We start from the raw sequence: 19451 nt of genomic DNA on the forward strand, positions 1-19451 counted from the left end.
CAAGCAAGCAGGAAAGTGGGATCAAGAGACGATCGTCTCATTTTTCCTGTGTCAATACTGTTCCGGTGAATACTTACGCCATCAGGGCGTGCTGGCGGTGCTGATGATCGATGTGGACGAGTTCAAGTCCTACAACGATCACTTCGGCCATGGCAAGGGGGATCAGTGCCTGCAGCGGGTGGCGGCACTGCTGCAGGATACCGAGCGGCGGCGTACCAACCTGGTGGCCCGCTATGGGGGGGAGGAGTTTGTCATCCTGCTGTGTTCACCGCAGCCGGGAGAGGCGGAGCGGCTGGCGGAGCAGATCCACCACGGCCTTGACGCCTTGCAAATTCCCCATCCGGCTTCCCGGGTGGCGGCGACACTCACCGTCAGCATCGGGTTCAGCTATCTGGTCCCGTCATCGGACAAGGAGTGGCAAACCCTGACCGAGCAGGCGGATCAGGCACTCTATCACGCCAAATCACAAGGGCGGGCCTGTACCCTGGCCTATCGCTGACACCTGCGTGGGGGCTGCCTGCCCGGCATCAGATCCATGCTGATCTGTATACGTGCGGGCTTTCAGATCCACGCCGCCCTGTATAAATGAGGTGGCAAGCGTTTCTCGCCATCTGGCGCATGGCGATGCGCCCGCGCTCTGGCTAGAATGGGGGCCCATTTTTCACAGACAGATCCTGCACCATGACCCTATCCGGATTTCAAGGCCTGGTTTTCGACCTCGACGGCACTCTGGTGGACTCCATGCCCTTGCACCTGGCCGCCTGGGAGCACACCGCCCGCGAGTTTGGCTTTCGGTTCGACGCCGACTGGTTTTATGAGCTGGGAGGCATGCCCAGCCGCAAGATAGCCCTGCTGGTGGCCGAAGTGCAGCAGATCGCGCTGGATCCTCTGGTGGTGACACGCTGCAAGACCGAACACTATGTTGCCAACCTGCACAAGGCCACCCCCTTCCCGGCCATGCTGGATCTGGTGGAACGCTATCACGGCCGGATCCCCATGGGCATAGGGACAGGCTCTCCCCGTATCAATGCCGAAGCGGTGCTGCGCAACACAGGGCTGGATCGGTATTTCCCCGTGGTGGTCACCGCCGACGACGTGGACCTGCACAAACCCCATCCAGACACCTTCCTGCTGGTGGCGCGACGCCTGGGTGTCGAGCCCGGTCAATGTCTGGTGTTCGAGGATACGGGCATAGGCGCACAGGCCGGTGAAGCGGCCGGCATGCAGGTCTGCATGGTCAGAGAGGGAAAACCGGTCGGGTTGACCTACTGAGTAACGAAGACGAGCGGGTCAACAACCGGCTCGGGAGAGAAGCCCCACTCTCATACGGGACAGGCGAAACATGAGAGTGGGGAACAGGTGTCACTGGCTGACGCAGCGACACCGTCAGGATGGGCAGTGGCGAGATTTACTGCTCGCTGCCACCACCCTGGTTGTCGTCATAACGGCTGGGGGCGCCATGGGGGCGCGGCGCCATGGAAACCCGTGGCTTGCGGGCCCGCTGGATGCTGACGGCAGGACGGCCGGAGTGCATGGCAATGGTGGAAATCTTGGCCTTGTAGACCAGTTGCTGATTGCCATGGGCATCGGTCAACAGCACGCTGTACTGGTCAAAACCGCTGATGGTCCCCTCCAGCTTGATGCCGCTCACCAGGAAGATGGCGACCTGGCTACGGTTTTTGCGCAACCAGTTGAGGGCAGAATCTTGCCCGTTCCCGAGGGAGAAGGCCTGCTCGATAGTGGAGTAGCTTGGGGATTCAGTTGTCATAAATTATTGTCCCGCGGAAAAAAAGTGGCGTTTGATTGTGCTAAATGGTCACTGCCTTGTCAAAGTCATTCTCACACCCGGGCAGGATGGACAACGACAGGGCTGGTCGGCAGGGGCCGCTGCTGCAATAATTGGCGGCTCTGGCCCCGTGGCGGGCCTCATGCTGGGGTCTTATCTTGCATCCGGTTTCACACCAACATCCACCCACCTATACCCATGACGCGACCGCCTGCGAAGAGTGTGACCTGCTGGTGCCGGCCACCGAGCTGGCCGTGGGGGAGACGAGCAGTTGTCCGCGCTGCGGCCATACCCTGACTCGTCATCTGCCGGAGCAGGAGCGCAGGCCCATCGCCTATGGCTTTGCGGCCATCATCATGTTCGTGCTCTCCAACGCCTTTACCTTCATGTCGTTCTCGGCCAAGGGGGTGGGGCAGGAGATGACCTTCCTGCAGTGCATCACCACCCTGGTGGATCAAGGCTACCTGTTCCTCGGGGCCGTGCTGAGCATTACCCTGATCGGGTTGCCGCTGGTCTATATCGGCTCCATCATGCTGGTGCTGTGGCGCCTGGACAAGGATCTGCACAGCAAGGCCCTGCGCTCCCTTGGCCGCCTGCTGTGCCGGATCAAGCCCTGGCTGATGGTGGACGTCTTCCTCATCGGCGTGCTCATCTCTCTGGTGAAGCTGATGGGGATGGCCGACATCAAGATGGGGCTGTCGTTCTGGACCTTCGTTGGCTACACCCTGCTGCTCATCAAGATGATCTCCTCCCTGGATCGGATGTGGCTGTGGCAGCGACTGTTCGGTCCGACGGCGGCGAGGGAGCTGGATCCCGAGGAGAGCGCCCTGTCGTGCGGTCTGGTGGGCTGTCACATCTGCGGCGCCCTGAACGAGCAGGATGCCCATAGTTGCGTTCGCTGCGGGGATCACCTGCACAGCCGCAAGCCGGGTGGTCTGAACCGCACCTGGGCCCTGCTGATCACTTCGGTGATCCTCTATATCCCAGCCAACCTGTATCCCATCATGGACACCGTGTTCCTGGGGGATGACAGCCCCTCGACCATCATGGGCGGGGTGGTGCTGCTGTGGGCCATGGGCTCCTACCCCATTGCCGCCGTCATCTTCTTCGCGAGCGTGGTGGTGCCGCTGGTGAAGATCCTGGCGCTGCTGTGGCTCTGCTACGTGGTGCAGCGCGGCCAGGGGGCATCTCCCCTCGGCAAGCTCAAACTCTATCGCATGACCGAATTTGTGGGGCGCTGGTCGATGATCGACGTCTTCGTGGTGGCCATCCTGGCCGGTCTCATCCGGCTCGACAATCTGATGACCATCTACCCTGGCCCTGCGGCCGTCGCCTTTGCCGGGGTCGTACTGGTCACCATGGTGGCTGCCATGAGTTTTGATTCCCGCCTGATCTGGGATTTACAACAAGGAGAACGCGAACGTGAGTGAGCGTAAGACAAGGTGGAAACCGGGCTCTGATTTCATGAGTTCGGCTGCCGCTATCTGGATGGTGCCCTTGCTGGCCCTCTTCATCGGCGCCTGGATGCTGTTCCAGCACTGGTATTCACAAGGGCCGAGCTTCACCCTGACGGTGGCGACCGCCGAGGGCATAGTGGCGGGCAAGACGGTGATCCGTTCTCGTGAAGTGGAGGTGGGCCGTATCGAGACGGTGGAGCTCAGCGAGGACTATAGCCATGCCGTGCTCAAGGCTCGCCTGACCAATGCCGCCGCCGGCATGCTCAAGAAAGACAGCCAGTTCTGGGTGGTCAAGCCCAGGGTCGGGCGTGAGGGCGTTTCCGGTCTTGGCACCTTGCTCTCCGGTGCCTATATCGAGCTTTCTCCCGGCAAGAAGGGCAGGGCGCGAAGCGAATACGCCATGCTGGACAGGCCGCCCTTGGCATCCCTGGATGCCAGGGGATTGCGGCTATCCCTGTCCAGCCGGGATGCCAACGCGCTGGGCGCGGGTTCCCCCATCAGCTATCAGGGATTCACCATCGGTCAGGTCGAAGAGGCCAAATTCCTGCCCGAGAAGAGCGAGATGCAGTACCAGCTCTTCATCAACGCGCCTTATGACGTCCTGGTGAGCAGCAACTCCCGGTTCTGGTTGACGCCCGGCTTCGAGGTCTCCATGAGCAGCGAGGGGATGAAGGTGAAGATGGACTCGCTGGAGAGCCTGATCAACGGCGGCATCACCATGGGGCTGCCTCCCGGCTGGTTGCCGGGGGAGCCGGTGAAACAGAACGACGAGTTCGTGCTGTTCAAGGACGAGGAGAGCGTGCTGGCCGGTAGCCTGGATCAGTTCATCGACTATGTCTTCCTGTTCGACAATGACGTGGGCGGGCTGCATCCCGGCGCGGCGGTACAGTATCGCGGCATCCGGGTCGGTACCGTCATCTCGGCTCCCTATCTCATCGACGACAAGGGCGTCCAGCTATTCAAGAGCCGGCAGATCCCGGTGCTGGCGCGCATCGAGGTGCAGCGTCTCTCCCACCGTTATGCCAATGCGGAGAAGGAGCAGTGGCGGGCCCTGTTCAACAAGCAGTTCAAGGAAGGGCTGAGGGCTAGCCTCAAGACCGCCAGCCTGCTGACGGGGGGCAAGGTGATCGATCTGAACTTCTATCCGGATGCGCCTGTCTATCAGCCGCTCAAGATGGCGGGCTATCAGGTCTTCCCGACTGCCCAGGCCGGTCTGGATCAGATCGAACGCAAGGTGAACCTCATCCTCGACAAGTTCGTCGACATGGACATGGCCACCACCCTCACTCAGGTCAACAGCACCCTGATGACACTGGACAAGACGCTCAAGCATGTCAGTGCCGTGAGTGCGAATCTGGAGCAGTTTACCGGTCAGCAGTCGACCCAGCAGTTGCCGGCCTCCCTCAACCAGAGCCTCAAGCAGTTGCAGGAGACGTTGCAGACCTATGATGCCGGTTCCCAGACCAATCAGGAGCTGCGTCAGTCGGTGCAATCACTCAACCAGCTGATGAGTGAGTTGCAACCTCTGGTCCATTCACTGAACGAGCAGCCGAGTTCGCTGATCTTTGACCGCGCTCGTCCGCGGGATCCCGAGCCCAAGCGAGGAAAATGATGAAAAAACGGATGTTGACGCTGGCCTTGCTGGGCCTGCTGGCGGGATGTGGCAGTGCGCCGACGACGCTGCATTACTATTCGCTGGATGCTGACACGGCGCCGTCGAGTGTCACCACGGCGCAGCCGCAGCACCAGTTGGTGCTGCGCCCCGTCGCCCTGTCCGGTCAGCTTGACCGGATGAGCCTGGTCTATCAGCTGGAGGGCAAGGAGTTGCACTTTGCCGAGTACCATCGCTGGGCAGGTTCCCTCGATGCCCAGTTGAACCAGTTGACCCTCAATGGCCTCTCCAGCCGCTTGCCTGGCTGGGTGGTGCGTCAGGACGGGGCCCGCAAGGGGCCTGTGCTGAGCATCTCGGTCGAGCGTTTCCAGGGGCGGCACGACGGCCGCGCCCTGCTCAGCGGTCGCTGGCGCCTGCTGACGGAGGAGGGGGTCGTGTTGAGAGATGTTCCCTTCCAGCAGGAGCGGGTGCTGCCTGCCGATGGGTATGGCGCCCTGGTGAACGAGCTGGGACAGGGCTGGCAACTGTTGCTCGATCAGATTGCGGCGGATGTACGCACGCGCATCTGAGGAAGCATAAAAAAAGACGGGAGGCCATGGCCTCCCGTTTTGTTTGGGGTCGTCGTTATTGCTGTACTTCCGAGACGCCCTGTACCTTGACCTCTACCCGGCGATCCGGGGCCAGGCAGACGATCAGCTCGCGCTTGGATTTGCTGGTGCAGCTGTCGCCGGTGACGGGAGACTGCTTGCCACGCCCTTCCACATTGACCTTGCCGGCCGGCAGGCCCTTGCCAATCAGGTAATCGGCCACGGTCCGGGCACGCTGCTCGGACAACTTCTGGTTGTAGGCCTCGGAGCCGATGCGGTCGGTATAGCCGATGACGGTGGCCGACCCGTCTTTGGGCCTGGCCTCTTCAATCTGGCTGTAGAGGGTATCCAGCGCCTGCCCGGCCTGGGGCTTGAGGGTGGCCTTGTTGAAGTCAAACAGCACGTCCGAGCTCAAGGTGAACTGCTTGTCGACCATCACGGGCTCGGGCGCGGGGGCGGGAGCAGCGACCGGCAGAGCCGGTGCAACCTGACCGAAGCGATAGACGGCGGCCAGGGAGAGCAGGCCGTTGTCCATGCGTAGGCCGGTATCGTCACGGCTGCCATACGGGGTGCTGTACTGGTATTCGAGGCGGGCTGCCCAATTCAGGCTCAGGGCATACTCCGCACCGAGCGCGCCGACGAAGGTGAAGCGGCTGTCGTTTTCCAGCTGATCGCTGTCGGTCCAGCCATAGCCGCCCCCGACACGGCCGTAAAGGTCCAGATTGTCCGCAACCGGGAACCCCAGTTTCAGCGTGAGCTGGGCCAGCTGGGCTTGCACGGAGTCATTGAAGGCCGCGCCATTGCGGGTGCCGCTGTACTTGAGCTTGCCAAGGTAGTCATAACCCAGTTCGACACCCAGATTCTGGTTGATCTGGTAACCGGCGAAGGCACCGGCGCCGACTTCATCGTCGTCTTTGTCGGTGATGGCGATGGAATTGCTCTCATCGACACCGTAGAAGTTGGACCAACCCAGTTTGGCACCGCCATACCAGGTGTTGTCTTGTCCGGCTGCCTGGGCGTTGGCCGCAAGCAAGCCTGAAACCAGCAAGGTAATCAGTGTTTTGTTCATAGATGCCTCTGCAATCTTGTGTGTGGGGAGCGCGAATTCATGTCGCCTCGCCTCGTGGGTTGGGCCTGTGTTCGACCACAACACGTTTAAACGTAGCTCGCTTTTCTCGATCTACAAGCAACTGATATAAAACATATTGTGATATCCATCTGCATCATAGTGGAGACAGAAGACCGCCGGGGAACCGTGACTCGAATCTGTGATGGGTGTCATATGGATTGCTTGCCCTTGTCGGCAAGAGGGCCGGCTAGGCGCCGGCCCTGGCAGGATGGCCTCCGTTATCGAGGGAGGAATTCGTACTCCTGTTCGATGAAGGCGGCAGCCCGCTCGCTCAGGGCGGCGTGTACCACTGTGGTGGGGTGGACCTGGTCCCAGAACATCTTGCCTTCACAGTTCAGCTCGCCCGCACTGCGGCGCGCCATGGGCGTTGCGACGGCCTGAGCCAGCAGAGGGTTGCCGGCGATGGCAAGGCGCTCCTCGGGATTGAAGGGGGCCAGTCGACTGTCGGTGGCGGCGCTGCGGGAGGCGAACGGCTTCCACACATAGCCGCCGCCATAGCAGGCGTGTTCGGTGTCGCTCAGGCCGAAGTTCTGTGGCTCGCGCAGCATCTCGGCGAACTGCTTGTCGATCTCGAACAATTTCACCATGCCGGTGGGAGCCAACTGGCGTGCCAGATTCAGCAGCAGCTGGTTGTGGTAGGCGGAGACATGGCTGGCTACCTCGACCACTTTCTGGCTGCGGGCCGAGGGGTTCTGGCCCAGATCCGGCAGGTTGAACAGCAAGATCTGCTTGGCACCGTTCAATACCATGCGGTTGGCCGCATCGCTGATGGCGTCGCGCACCCGCTTGGCATCCTGCTCGGTGTTCCAGCCATAGGCCAGGTAGTCGTTGGCACCGACCCAGAGGATCACCAGATCGTCGGGCTTGAAGCCATCCTTTTGCAGGAACTGGGTCACCTCGTAGTCCAGGTTGTTGATGACCTGATACTTGGGGTTCCAGGAGATCTTGTTGTAGGCCACGGCAGTGGCGCCCCCTTCCGCCTCGTTGGCGATGGCGAGGCCCGGGAAGTGCTGGGTGAGCTGCTCCAGCCAGACCGGGCCGTTGGAGAAGCGGCCCTGATGGTAAGGCGGGCTGGAGGGGAGGTAACCGCGCATCTTGTCGTACATCTTGCCGGTATCGGAGAGGCTGTCGCCGAACATCACGATGCGGGAGAAGGGGGGACGTGTCTCGGCGGCATGGGCCGTGAGGGCGAAGAGACCCAATAAACACAAAAGCCATTTGTTCATGTAGCTGTTCTCATGGATGGGGCAGGGCGGGCCTGCGGGCTGTTCCTCGATGGCGGCGGGCTGGGAACCCGCATGGCCAGGTGAAAAGGTATCCACTCGAATACATTTTTGCAGCATGCCGTGGCCATTTAATCGCTTGCGATCACATCACTCCTCCCTGAATGGGGAGGCTTCACGTTTGTTTCACGCGCCCCCGGGCAAGATGCCCTCATACCGCAAAGACAGGAGCATGAAATGAACAACGCAAAAGCAATCGCCCTGGTGGCCCTGATGTCCGTCTCTTCTTTCGCCATGGCGGCCTACACCGGCCCCAAGGAGCAGAACAAGGTATCGGTCGCCCAGTTGAAAGACGTGGCCGATGATCAGTGGGTGACCCTGGAAGGCAAACTGGTCAAACACCTGGGTGGCGAAAACTACCTGTTCCGTGACGACAGCGGCGAGGTGGAAGTGGAGGTGGACGGTGACGTGTGGCGCGGTACCGAGGTGGGCCCTGACGATCTGATCCGCGTGCGCGGCGAGGTGGACCACAGCTGGAACAAGACCGAAGTCGAGGTGGAACACCTGGAGAAGGTGGGAGCAGCGCCCCTGAGCAAGGGCGGCTTTATCGCCAAGTAAGCTTTCTGGCCACAGTAAATGGGAAGGGCGCTCCGGGAGCGCCCTTCTTGCATGCCATCAGCCAGCCCGGCTTGCGACGGTTCGCTTGAACCCCTTCTCGGCCTGATTGACCTTGTAGAGATAGCGGCGAGCCTCTGCCTTGGGATGCTGTTCGGTCAGCACCTGATAGACGGCCTCGGGGGAGAGGCGGTTGATCATGCCGGGGGCCGCCTTGCGATCGTTGGAGAAGGTGTTGAGCACCCCTCCCGCACCACCGTTGTAGGCGGAGATAACCGCATAGCGGCGGGACTGGGGATCCTGGATATCCGCCAGATAGACGGTCTGCAGCAGGTGCAGGTAGGCGGTCCCCACATCGATGTTGTAGGCCGGATTGAACAGATCTTCCCTGGTCGGCTGGCCATCCTTGCCCTTGACCCTCACATAGACATCCCGCCCAGCGGTAGCCGGGATCACCTGCATCAGGCCATAGGCGTTGGCGTGGCTGACCGCATAGGGGTTGAAGCTGCTCTCGGTCTTGATCACCGCGTAGATGAGACTCTCGGCGACCCCGTACTTGCGGGAGGCATCGCGGATGATGCTGGCGTATTTGTAGCCGCGCCTGTCTTCGTGGTTGGCCACCATGGGAATGTCGATGAAGAAGATGTTGCGGATCCCGAGGGTGCGCTTCTTCATCGCGTTGGCGATCAGATAGTCGGCATAACGCTCTGCACGCCAGCTGGAGCGGATCGCTTGTCCCTGGTTGTCCAGCACCTGGCCATAGAGGAAGGGCTCGCCACCTGGCATGATCTCACGGTCCGAATAGAGGTCGACCTCTGCCGGATCATCCGGGGTCAGCAGGGTTTCGATGATGGCGCGACGCAGGTGGGCACGGGGATCCAGACCCGAGACGGTCTCCACCATGATGTGACCGCTGGAGAAATCGATGTGGGCGCGGCTCTTGTACTGATCCGTGTATTTGACGTAGTCAAACTTGCCCGCGAACAGCGCCTCGCGCCCCCATATCTCGTTCACGTTATGGGAGAGCGCACTGATCATGTGTTCAAAACCGCGCACGTCCTTGCCGTTGACCAGATCATCATCGCCACTCCCGCTGGTCTGCGGTGTGGATGAACAGGCAGAGAGAAACAGCAGGGCGCACAGCAGCCCAAAAAAACGACCCATAAGATCCTCAAACCGGGCGGTAGGGCCGCCCCTCACTGACTGGCCTGAGCCAGGATTGGTGTCACCCTGCGGCATATTGACGACTCAGGGGGACGCTGGCCCTTTGACTCGATTCCCGCTCACTGGCTGGGAGGGGTGTAGCCGTCGATCTGGACTTCACCCGCGTCGAACAGATAGCTGACCATCTCTTTTTCCAGCAACTGGCGGTGCTCGAGATTCATCATGTTCAGCTTCTTCTCGTTGATCAGCATGACCTGCTTCTTCTGCCACTCGGTCCAGGCTTCCTTGCTGATGTTGTCGAAGATCCGCTTGCCGAGTTCACCGGGGTAGAGTTGGAAATCGAGACCCGGCGCTTCTTTCTTCAGGCGCAGGCAAAATACGGTACGGCTCATGTTGACCTCTGTGGTTGCAAGTCTGGTTGTAAGTCCGGGTAGGCGAGCAGACGGGCCGTGGCCGCCGCCAATCCCACCTCGGCAGGATGGCGTAAGTTATACCAGAGTCGGGTATCCGCTTCCATGAGCAGGGGGGCGGGCGGAACAGCCATTTCGATCAGCAAAGGGCGGATATCGAGGTGGAAGTGGCTGAAAGTGTGACGAAATCCAGCGAGCTCCTGATAGGCGGCATCCTCCAGCCCCAACTCCCGCAGTCGTCCGGTCACCTCGGTGAGGGATTCCACCTGCGGGAAGCAGTAAAGCCCGCCCCAGATCCCTTGCGGCGGACGCTTCTCCAGCAGCAGCTGATCGCCGTGGCGGATGATCAGCATAATGCCGTTGCGTGCCGGAATGCTCTTCTTCGGCTTGCTGTGAGGGTAGGAGGTGGGGTTGCCCTGCGACAGCCCCTGGCAATCGGCCTGCACCGGGCAGCGCTCGCAGGCGGGCTTGCTGCGGGTGCAGACGGTGGCCCCCATGTCCATCATGGCCTGGTTGTACTGGGCCACCCCGACGCGCGGGGTGAGGCGTGTCGCCAGCTCCCAGAGATCGTGCTCGACCTGCTTCTGGCCCGGCCAGCCCGCCAGCGCCAGCCAGCGGGTGAGTACCCGCTTCACGTTGCCATCCAGGATGGCGTGGGGCTGGCCCAGAGAGAGGGAGAGCACGGCCCCGGCGGTGGAGCGACCGATGCCGGGCAGGGCCATCACCTCTTCCAGTTGTTCCGGAAAGAGGCCGCCGTGCAGATCGCGGATCTGCTGGGCAGCCTTGTGCAGGTTGCGGGCGCGCGCGTAGTAGCCAAGCCCGGTCCAGTGATGCAGCACCTCGTCGATGGGGGCGTTGGCCAGGGCCAGCACGTCGGGGAAGCGGGCCATGAACCGCTCGTAATAGGGGATGACAGTGGCAACCTGGGTCTGTTGCAGCATGATCTCGGAGACCCAGACCCGGTAGGGGGTCTTGTCCTGCTGCCAGGGCAGGGTCTTGCGGCCGTGGATCTGGTACCAGTCCAGAATGCGGGTGGCGAAAGTGGTGTTGTCTGAGTGGCTCACAGTGTGCTCATGTTCTGATGATAAGTCCGCCCGCCATCAGGAGGGCGATCCCCGACCCGGTGCATGGCAAAGGTCGAGTGTAGGTTATTGATTAAAAAGGGGAGCTCTCGGGCTCCCTCAGAATGGGCGGTGACCCTCCCGGGGGAGGGCCACTGGATGCCGGCAGATCAGCCGCGCCAGTCTTGCAGCGCCTTGAGGCTGGCATACTGGCCGCCGACCTGCAGGACGATGTAGTCCTGAGCGATGGCTGCCAGGATGACACCGGGGGCGATCTCATTGCCCTCGCGCCACTCCCGTCCATTGAGCACGACGGCCCGCTTGGCCGGGTCGGAGGAGTAGTTGTGGGTACCATAGGTCAGGGACGGTACCTGCTGTTTCAGGGCCGGGGCCAGGGCGCCGAGGGGGATGGCACTGGTCTGGACCTGAGCCTGGGGCGCACTCTCTTCCACCAGCGGCGTGTTGTTGAGGGCGGCCATCAGCCGTTCTGCCAGACTCTGTCCCCCCTGGTTTGCGGTAGTCGCAGCCGGGGTTGCGGCAGGTCTTGGAGCGACCACGGGCTCCGGCAGGGGGGGCGGCAGCGGCCGGGTGATCATGGGCCTGGGTTCGACCCGCACGAAGGGGGGAGTCACCACTTCCTTCACTTCGACCTGCTGTTCCACGGGTTTGAGGTGATAGAGGTGCCAGCCATAGTTGGCGGCGGCGCCCATCACCAGGGCCAGGGGCACCAGGGCCCACCAGATCCAGCGGCGGTTGGGCTCCTCTTCCTGGCTCACGGGCAGACCCATGAGCGGCATATGGGGGGTGAACTGGGGCTGGTCGGCCCGGCGCAGGGCCTTGAGCAGGGTGGACATCAGGAGGCCTCCTCGACCATGGGATCCGTCTCATCATCTGCCACGCTGTCGAGATCGACCGGCGTGCTGGCTCGCAGGGATCCATCCTCCAGCCTGGGCATGGGTTCGCCGGAGGCCACATTCAGCCTCAGCAGGGTGTTGCTGCCGGCGATGCCGTCCGGGGTCAGTCCCTGCTCGCGCTGGAACTGTTGCAGCTTGTTCTTGAGGGTGGCATCGAAGCGGCTCACCTTGCGATCGGGTTGCTGCATGGCGCGGCTAAGGGCGTTGTCCAGCCACTGCACCTGGGCAGCCCCTGCATTGCTCGCTATCAGGGGCACGTTGCCCCTGGGCATGCGCCAGAGCAGGGTGTAGCTGCCGCCCCAGGCGTCGGAGAGCCACTGCCTGTCCACCTGCCAGCTCTGGTTGCCGATGAGCAGGGAAGCCTTGTCCGCCCCCAGGCTGACCAGGGTGGCGTAATAGAGGCCGCCGGTCTCGTCGGTGAGACTGATGAGGGCCGGGTATTGCAGCGCCTGCAATTGCGCCAGGGAGGCTTCTCCCTCCTGGCAGCGCAGGCCCGCACGGGGGGCATTGTCGCAGGTTGCCTCCTCCAGCTCGGCCTGGTAGCCCCATACCTTGTAGAGATTCTGCATGGCGACGTCCGGCTCCAGCGCCTGATTGATGGCGCGGGTCAGCTGGGCTTGCTGCTCCGGCGTGTCATCCACCTTGACCGGTACCTCGACCTTGACCAGGGGGCGGGCTGGGAAGAATCCGAAGAATTGCCAGCCCCACCAGCCGGTGGCGACCAGCAGGGCGCCCACCAGGGCGACCGTGAGGCCGGATTGCCAGCTCCCCTCGTCGCGAATACCGCTCACCTCATACGCGGACTGGCTGATGTCCCCGTGCACTATCTTGTGGCTGCCACGGGCGAAGGCGGCGATGAGGGCGCGGTCGCAGATGAGGTTGATGAGGCGGGGAATGCCCCCGGAGAGGCGATGCAGGGTCTGGATGGCCCTGGGGGTGAAGATGGGCTGGACGCAGCCTGCCACCTGCAACCGGAAGCGGACATAGGCATCCACATCCTGGCGCGACAGCGGCAGCAGGTGATAGCGGGCGGTGATCCGCTGCGCCAGCTGGCGCAGCAGGGGCTGGCGCAGCATCTGTTGCAGCTCGGGCTGGCCGATGAGCACCACCTGCAGCAGTTTCTTCTCGTCTGTCTCCAGATTGGTGAGCAGTCGCAACTGCTCCAGCACGCCGGGCAGCAGGTGCTGGGCTTCATCCACCAGCACCACGCTGCGCTTGCCTGCCGCCAGATTCGCCAGCAGATGATCCCGGATAAGGTCGAACAATTGCTTGAGGCTGGCCTCTTCGCCGTAGGGCAACTGGAATTCGTCGCAGATGGCGGCCAGCAGATCCCGCTCGGTCAGAGAGGGATTGAGGATGTAGGCGATCTCGGTGTCGGCGGGCAATTGCTGCAGCAGACAGCGGGAGACGGTGGTCTTTCCCGTACCCACTTCCCCGGTCAGCAGCACGAAGCCACCACCGTCCTGCAACCCGTAGTTGAGGTGGGCGAGGGCCTCCCCGTGACGCTCGCTCATATAGAGGTATTTGGGGTTGGGCGAGATGGAGAACGGGGGCTCCGACAGACCGAAGAACTGTGTGTACATAAGGATCCATTCCATTGTTATGGGCGGCAGGTTAAAGCCTCCCAAAAGGGATGTCAAAGACCCGGATACCATAAGGGGAGCTGGCTCGAACCACGGGCTGACTCACCCAGGACGATGACGGAAAGCGGCCGCCCGGCCGAGTGATGACGAGCCCGGTGCGGTGGGGGCACATCGTCTCTCTTGGCCAAAAGCGGTATCATTGGGGCAAGTTTATCGAGGGAGAGTGCGCGTGCAGATTTATCTGGTAGGAGGGGCGGTACGGGATCGCCTGTTGGGACTGCCCCAGGGTGACAGGGATCACCTGGTGGTCGGCGCCACGGTGGAACAGATGCTGGGTCTCGGATTCACCCAGGTGGGCCGAGACTTTCCGGTCTTTCTTCACCCCAAAACCCAGCAGGAGTACGCCCTGGCGCGCACCGAGCGCAAGCAGGGGCAGGGTTACACCGGCTTCGTCTGCCATGCCGCCCCCGAGGTGACGCTGGAGCAGGATCTGCTGCGCCGGGATCTCACCATCAACGCCATCGCCGAAGATGAGGACGGGCAACTGCACGATCCCTACGGCGGCGTGCAGGATCTGGAGGCGCGGTTGCTGCGCCATGTCTCGCCGGCCTTTGCCGAGGATCCTCTGCGCATCCTGCGGGTGGCGCGCTTCGCCGCCCGTTTCCATGCCCAGGGGTTCGTGGTGGCCCCCGAGACGCTGGGGCTGATGCGCGAGATGACGGAGGCTGGAGAGCTGGCCCACCTGACCCCGGAGCGGGTCTGGAAGGAGCTGGAAAAAGTGCTGCTGGGGCCGACACCCCAGATCTTCTTCGAGGTGCTGCGCGAATGCGGCGCCCTCAAGGCGCTCTTCCCCGAGCTCGATGCCCTGTTCGGTGTGCCGGCCCCTGCCAGATGGCACCCGGAGATCGACACCGGCATCCACACCATGATGGTGCTGGCGCAGGCATGTCGTCTCTCCCCCGAACTGACCGTGCGCTTCGCGTCCCTCTGCCACGACTTTGGCAAGGGGCTGACCCCGCCCGCCTTCTGGCCGAGCCATCACGGCCATGGTCAGAAGGGGTTGCCGCTCATTCGCGATTTTTGCGAGCGCTTCCGGGTGCCGAACGAGTGTCGCGATCTGGCACTGCTGGTGAGCGACCTGCACACCCATATCCACATTGCCTTCGAGCTCAAGCCCGCGACCCTGCTCAAGGTATTCGACAAGGCCGATGCCTGGCGCAGACCGGAGCGCTTTGCCCAGCTGCTCGATGCCTGTCGCGCCGACTTCCACGGTCGTACCGGCTTCGAAGAGAAGGTCTACAGTCAGCCGGACTATGTCGCCGAGGCCCTGGAGGCGGCGCAGGCTGTGCCGGTCAAGGAGATAGTGGCGGCCGGCTTCAAAGGGGAGGCAATCCGCGAGCAGCTTGCCAAGCGGCGGCTCGATGCCATCAGCCGGGTGCGCGACGAGTGGACCTTTATCGAGGAGTAAACGCCGCAGCCGATCGACGCTCAATCGACGGCGTGATATGGGCGAAGCATAAAAAAGCCCGGGTCAATGACCCGGGCTTTTTGTCGTGCGGCGTGGGCTGCTCAGGAGAAGCAGGCCTGCAACACGTAGAAGATGGCGATGGCCAGGATGGCGCCCGCGGGCAGGGTGATGACCCAGGAGACCACGATGTTGCGCAGCACGCCCAGGTTCAGGGCCGCGATGCCCCGTGCCAGACCGACGCCCATGACGGCACCGACCAGGGTCTGGGTGGTGGAGATGGGCAGACCGGTGCCGGAGGCTATCACCACGGTGGCTGCGGTGGCCAGCTGGGCTGCGAAGCCACGGCTCGGGGTCAGGTGGGTGATGCCGGTGCCGACGGTCGCCATCACCTTCTCGCCCATGGTGGCCAGACCGATGACGATGCCGATGCCGCCAAGGGGCAGGATCCACCAGGCGATGTGGGAGCTGCCGCCGATCTCGCCGCCGGCCGCCACGATGGAGGCGACTGCAGAGAGTGGACCGATGGCGTTGGCCACGTCGTTGGAGCCGTGGGCGAAGGCCATGGCGCAGGCGGTGATGATCATCAGGATGCCGAACACCTTCTCCACGTTGGCGAAGTGCATCTTGCTGTCATCTTTCGGGTTGTACTGCTGGCCGCGGATATAGATCCAGCCGGCAAACGCCACCGCGATAGAGATGGCGACGGAGAGCAGCGCGCCTTCGCCATTGCTCAGGTGCAGACCGACGTGTGTCAGCCCTTTTTTGATGGTGACCAGGCAGATGACCAGGGACGTCAGGAACATGTAGAAGGGGACATAGCGCTTGGCGTTGTCCAGGGGATTGTCCGTGTTGAAGATGAGCTTCTGCACGCTGATGAACATGAAGTAGGCGATGATGCCCGAGATGGCCGGCGTGACTACCCAGGAGCCGACGATGCCGCCAAACTTGTTCCACTGTACCGCTTCCGGACCGATGCTCACCACGGCGAAGCCCACGATGGCGCCGATGATGGAGTGAGTGGTGGAGACGGGCCAGCCGAAATAGGAGGCCAGGATCAGCCACAGACCCGCAGCCAGCAGGGAGGCGATCATGCCGAGCACCAGCAGATCCGGCGTGTCGGCAAAGGCGTTGCTGTCGATGATGCCGCTGCGGATGGTGGCCGTCACTTCGCCACCGGCCAGATAGGCACCGGCAAATTCAAAGATCATGGCGATGATGATCGCCTGACGGATGGTCAGGGACTTGGTACCGACCGATGTGCCCATGGCGTTGGCGACGTCGTTCGCACCAATGCCCCAGGCCATCAAAAAGCCGAACAAGGCCGCCACGAGCACCAGGGTGGTGCCGTAATTCGCGATAATGTCCATTAGTAGTGTTTACCCAGTCAGTCGATTACGAACGAGCCAGCATCAATTCCAGACGGGCGCCAACGCGCTCTGCCTGATCAGCCAGGTCACCTACCCATTCGAGGATCTTGTAGAGGAACATAACGTCGATCGGATTGTATTTGTGCTCAACGGCTTGCAGCTGTTGGCGCAGCCCGATCTGCATGGTGTCAGTATCGTCCTCGATGAGATCCAGCTGGTGGATCATCTCGGCAACCATTTCAACTTCACGTCCTTTAAAGCCGGTTTCGAGCAGCTCATCGAGTTCTCCGATGGCTTTTTCGGCTTGGGCGGTCGCATCGATACAGCGTTTGAGATAGGCCATGAAATCGGCGCGCATCTCGGTGGGGAATTCCATCTTGCGGCCAAGCATGCGGCCGGAAATATCCTTGGCACGGTTGGCAATCTTGTCCTGCTGGGTCAAGAGCTCCAGCAGATCGGTACGGGCGACCGGCAGGAACAGGCCGCGGGGGAGTTTCAAGCGGATTTCGCGCTTGAGGATGTCCGCTTCTTTTTCCAGCTGGGCGATCTGTTGCCGGATCTTCTCGGCATCTTCCCAGCGGTCTTCGGCAACGGCATCAAAGAAGGGAATGAGCTGTTCGCAGCACACGTGAACCTTGACGATATGCTTCTGCAGCGGCTTGATGGGGGACTTGGCAAAAAGACCCAAAATAGTATTTACTGGCATGGCCAAACCTGTGTCGGTGAAAAAACACTCGATACGATTTTATGAGGGGCGCATGGTAACCGAACTGTGCCATCAATAAAACCGTGAATTAATCGTGAACTGTCGCTGGCATTATATCCTCGCGACCCTGAACATGCCCCCCAAAGTTGCCCGCCAGCCCGGAATGACTATGCAAACTGAGATCGAGATAAAGTTTTTCGTCACCAGCAATATTCAAGAATCCCTCTCCAACATTCTGAATTCACTAGAGATTATCTCTTCCAATCAAGCCGCTCTTGGCAACGTCTATTTCGACACGCCCGATCTGGGTTTGCGTGGGCTCGACATGGGGTTGCGCATTCGTCGCAGCGATGATTTTTCCGAGCAGACCATCAAGTGCCGGGGGCAGGTCGTGGGCGGATTGCACGCCAGACCCGAGTACAACGCCCCGGTGGAGGGCTCCATTCCGACCCTGTCTGCCTTTCCTGCCGATATCTGGCCGAGTCTGGTGGTGCGCGATGAACTCCAGAGCCGTCTGGTGGCCCAGTTCAGCACCGATTTCCTGCGCCTGCACTGGCTGATCGCATTCGGAGATGCCGAGATCGAGCTGGCCTGGGATCAGGGGGAGATTGCCGGTGCCCTGGGGCGTACCGGGATCGACGAGCTGGAGCTGGAGCTGAAATCCGGCGATGCCCGCGCCCTGTTCACCCTGGCGAGCAAGCTGGCGGCGCTGGGAGGATTGCGGCTGGGTGCCCAGTCCAAGGCGCAGCGCGGATACAGGTTGGCTGGGCTTGGCAAGCCACTGGCCGTGCAGCCCCTGCAAGGGATTGAGGGCAAAGATCAGAAGACCAGCATTACCCTGGGTATGCAGCACTGGCAGCATCATGAGCAGCTCTGGCTCGAGAGTGGCGATGCTGGCGAACAACAACGGGCGCTGCATGCCCTGCTTGAGGGGATATCCCTGGTTGCCGAGGCGGCAGGCACGCTGACGGTGCCCCCCTCCTGGCTGGCCGGCCTGCAGGCGCAACAGCGTCTGATGATGCAGGTGGCCGGGGATCGTGCATCACTGCATGCCCTCTTCCACCATGCCGACCTGGTGGGCCTGCAGCTGTCCATCGCGGCCTGGCTGCATCTGGGGGAGTGAATCTTAAGTGGTGCAGAGCGCAAAAAGGTGAGCTCGGGCTCACCTTTTTTATGGCAGTTGCACCTTGAGCGGCGCTATCAGTTCACCACGGCCACGTTGATGGTGCCGTTGCCCTGGGTCATGCGGACCCGGGCGCCAGGCACAAAGGTGGGGCTGGCCTTTTGTACCACCACGATGGATTCGCCGTTCTCTTTCTTGATCTCGAGCTCGACCCCGTCAACCTGGTTGAGTTTGTCCCCTGCCGCCTTGCCGGCCGCCGCACCCGCGATGGCGCCACCGGCCGCCGCGATGTCACTGCCACGACCGCCGCCTATGGTGCTGCCGAGCAGGCCGCCGACCACGGCGCCGCCAATGGTGCCGATCAGGGAGTTCTCATCGGCCTGGATCTTGACGGGGCGGGTGGAGAGGATGGTGCCATAGCTGACGGTCTGTACCTGCTTGGCGCGATCCTTGGTGTAGACATCGCCGGAGTAGACGTCGCTGTTGGCACAGCCGGTGATGGCGGTGGTGGCCGCCAGCAGGGTGACGAGAGCAATACGTTTGAACATGATGGGCCTCCTGGGCGGGCATCGGATTAATCTGGTGATGAATTGCACTTTACGCCAACCAGATTGCGCATTAAACCCGCAAAGTGTAACCAATTATGTGGCCGGAAGGCTCCCGTGCCGGTGGTGGATGGTCAGGTCAGGGCTTTTTCCAGCAGCAGGCGATCCTCGCCCGGCCCGAAGTAGCCTCTCTCTTCTGCCAACTGCTGATAACCCAGCCTGAAGTAGAGGCGCTGGGCCGGATTGGCGGGATCAACGGTCAGTCTGACCCGCTCAACTTCCAGTTTCAGCAGTCCCTGCTCCACCTGCAACATCATTTGCTCGGCCAGGCCGAAGCCGCGCGCTTCGGGGCGTACCGCGAGGGAGAGCAGCCAGCCCTGCGACCGATCCTGACCAAGCCCCCCGAGGGCATAGCCCAGCAGCCGGCCTTCCCGTTCCGCGACGACCAGCAGTTCGGGCCACAGATCCATGGCCTGGCGAAAGAAGAAACCGGGGTAGACATCCTCGCCGAAGACATCGGCATCTATCTGCCAGATGGCGTGCATGTCGGTATGGGTGGCAAGGCGCAATACGGGGGACGAGTGCATCGGGGCTCCTCTCATCGGGTCTCTGCTGCGGGGCAGCCAAAAAGGAGGCACAGGGTAGAAGGGGCGGGGAGTCGATGCAAGTGGGGGGGCGTTTGTGGCATGCCGCGGATAAAG

The 19451-nt window shown here is 61.9% G+C and carries 20 protein-coding genes; 8 read left to right on the forward strand and 12 right to left on the reverse strand.

What is annotated here, in order from left to right:
• Together PG892_RS08590 and PG892_RS08595 are read left to right on the forward strand one after the other, a co-directional pair.
• A partial coding sequence (locus PG892_RS08590) for a diguanylate cyclase (protein ID WP_270825322.1) occupies window positions 1-499 on the forward strand: 499 nt, incomplete at its 5' end.
• Window positions 500-681: 182 nt separating this feature from the next.
• Window positions 682-1272: an HAD family hydrolase gene (locus PG892_RS08595; protein ID WP_223933703.1), complete on the forward strand. Its 591-nt coding sequence runs from the start codon at window positions 682-684 to the stop codon at window positions 1270-1272.
• Window positions 1273-1408: 136 nt separating this feature from the next.
• Here PG892_RS08595 and hfq read toward each other — a convergent pair whose 3' ends face one another.
• The gene (gene hfq, locus PG892_RS08600; RefSeq protein ID WP_039040603.1) at window positions 1409-1768 is read right to left on the reverse strand and encodes an RNA chaperone Hfq; all 360 of its coding nucleotides are present in this window, start codon (window positions 1766-1768) and stop codon (window positions 1409-1411) included.
• Between the two features lie 176 nt (window positions 1769-1944).
• Between hfq and PG892_RS08605 the strand changes: the two genes are divergently transcribed.
• From PG892_RS08605 to PG892_RS08615, 3 genes are read left to right on the forward strand one after another with little or no spacing between them, the layout of a single operon-like run.
• The gene (locus PG892_RS08605; RefSeq protein ID WP_210556887.1) at window positions 1945-3216 is read left to right on the forward strand and encodes a paraquat-inducible protein A; all 1272 of its coding nucleotides are present in this window, start codon (window positions 1945-1947) and stop codon (window positions 3214-3216) included.
• Complete coding sequence (gene pqiB / locus PG892_RS08610; protein ID WP_039040601.1) at window positions 3209-4855, forward strand: intermembrane transport protein PqiB; 1647 nt, start codon at window positions 3209-3211, stop codon at window positions 4853-4855. The genes PG892_RS08605 and pqiB overlap by 8 nt, the downstream gene beginning before the upstream one ends.
• Window positions 4855-5424, forward strand: a complete 570-nt coding sequence (locus PG892_RS08615) for a PqiC family protein (RefSeq protein WP_010675747.1) — start codon at window positions 4855-4857, stop codon at window positions 5422-5424. The genes pqiB and PG892_RS08615 overlap by 1 nt, the downstream gene beginning before the upstream one ends.
• 55 nt (window positions 5425-5479) lie before the next feature.
• Here PG892_RS08615 and ompA read toward each other — a convergent pair whose 3' ends face one another.
• Window positions 5480-6511 carry a porin OmpA gene (gene ompA, locus PG892_RS08620; protein WP_049636118.1) on the reverse strand — a complete coding sequence of 344 codons (1032 nt, stop codon included), beginning with the start codon at window positions 6509-6511 and terminating at the stop codon, window positions 5480-5482.
• Between the two features lie 278 nt (window positions 6512-6789).
• Window positions 6790-7797 carry an SGNH/GDSL hydrolase family protein gene (locus tag PG892_RS08625; protein WP_270825324.1) on the reverse strand — a complete coding sequence of 336 codons (1008 nt, stop codon included), beginning with the start codon at window positions 7795-7797 and terminating at the stop codon, window positions 6790-6792.
• 234 nt (window positions 7798-8031) lie between these two features.
• Here PG892_RS08625 and PG892_RS08630 point away from each other — a divergent pair, with 234 nt between their 5' ends.
• A complete protein-coding gene (locus PG892_RS08630) occupies window positions 8032-8412 on the forward strand; it encodes a YgiW/YdeI family stress tolerance OB fold protein (protein ID WP_039040598.1) in 381 nt (126 codons plus the stop codon).
• A 57-nt stretch (window positions 8413-8469) separates the two neighbouring features.
• Here the strand turns inward: PG892_RS08630 and mltC are convergent, their stop codons facing one another.
• The 5 genes from mltC to PG892_RS08655 all read right to left on the reverse strand — a co-directional run bounded on the left by mltC (window position 8470) and on the right by PG892_RS08655 (window position 13541).
• Complete coding sequence (mltC, locus tag PG892_RS08635; RefSeq protein WP_010675743.1) at window positions 8470-9573, reverse strand: membrane-bound lytic murein transglycosylase MltC; 1104 nt, start codon at window positions 9571-9573, stop codon at window positions 8470-8472.
• A gap of 119 nt (window positions 9574-9692) precedes the next feature.
• Entirely contained in the window at window positions 9693-9965 is a 273-nt protein-coding gene (locus PG892_RS08640) for an oxidative damage protection protein (RefSeq protein WP_010675742.1), read from the reverse strand.
• Complete coding sequence (gene mutY, locus PG892_RS08645; protein WP_103259506.1) at window positions 9962-11047, reverse strand: A/G-specific adenine glycosylase; 1086 nt, start codon at window positions 11045-11047, stop codon at window positions 9962-9964. Before mutY ends, PG892_RS08640 begins: the two co-directional genes overlap by 4 nt.
• 167 nt (window positions 11048-11214) lie before the next feature.
• Complete coding sequence (gene exeB, locus PG892_RS08650) at window positions 11215-11898, reverse strand: GspB family T2SS assembly factor variant ExeB (protein ID WP_223933701.1); 684 nt, start codon at window positions 11896-11898, stop codon at window positions 11215-11217.
• The gene (locus PG892_RS08655) at window positions 11898-13541 is read right to left on the reverse strand and encodes an ExeA family protein (protein ID WP_223933699.1); all 1644 of its coding nucleotides are present in this window, start codon (window positions 13539-13541) and stop codon (window positions 11898-11900) included. Before PG892_RS08655 ends, exeB begins: the two co-directional genes overlap by 1 nt.
• A gap of 229 nt (window positions 13542-13770) precedes the next feature.
• Here PG892_RS08655 and PG892_RS08660 point away from each other — a divergent pair, with 229 nt between their 5' ends.
• Entirely contained in the window at window positions 13771-15009 is a 1239-nt protein-coding gene (locus PG892_RS08660) for a multifunctional CCA addition/repair protein (RefSeq protein ID WP_045522083.1), read from the forward strand.
• Between the two features lie 101 nt (window positions 15010-15110).
• Here PG892_RS08660 and PG892_RS08665 read toward each other — a convergent pair whose 3' ends face one another.
• Together PG892_RS08665 and PG892_RS08670 are read right to left on the reverse strand one after the other, a co-directional pair.
• Window positions 15111-16376 (reverse strand): inorganic phosphate transporter, encoded by a 1266-nt coding sequence (locus tag PG892_RS08665; RefSeq protein WP_039040595.1) that lies wholly within the window; start codon window positions 16374-16376, stop codon window positions 15111-15113.
• A gap of 25 nt (window positions 16377-16401) precedes the next feature.
• Window positions 16402-17082, reverse strand: coding sequence for a TIGR00153 family protein (locus tag PG892_RS08670; RefSeq protein ID WP_010675736.1), 681 nt, complete (start codon window positions 17080-17082; stop codon window positions 16402-16404).
• Between the two features lie 169 nt (window positions 17083-17251).
• Here PG892_RS08670 and PG892_RS08675 point away from each other — a divergent pair, with 169 nt between their 5' ends.
• On the forward strand, window positions 17252-18205 hold the full coding sequence (locus PG892_RS08675) for a CYTH domain-containing protein (protein WP_223933117.1): 954 nt from the start codon (window positions 17252-17254) through the stop codon (window positions 18203-18205).
• Window positions 18206-18282: 77 nt separating this feature from the next.
• Here the strand turns inward: PG892_RS08675 and PG892_RS08680 are convergent, their stop codons facing one another.
• Window positions 18283-18753, reverse strand: coding sequence for a glycine zipper 2TM domain-containing protein (locus PG892_RS08680; RefSeq protein WP_010675734.1), 471 nt, complete (start codon window positions 18751-18753; stop codon window positions 18283-18285).
• 131 nt (window positions 18754-18884) lie between these two features.
• Window positions 18885-19337 carry a GNAT family N-acetyltransferase gene (locus PG892_RS08685; protein WP_010675733.1) on the reverse strand — a complete coding sequence of 151 codons (453 nt, stop codon included), beginning with the start codon at window positions 19335-19337 and terminating at the stop codon, window positions 18885-18887.
• Window positions 19338-19451: the final 114 nt, after the last annotated feature.

Origin of the sequence: Aeromonas sp. QDB68 (assembly GCF_027707405.1) — a bacterium.
GTDB classification, from domain to species: domain Bacteria; phylum Pseudomonadota; class Gammaproteobacteria; order Enterobacterales; family Aeromonadaceae; genus Aeromonas; species Aeromonas caviae.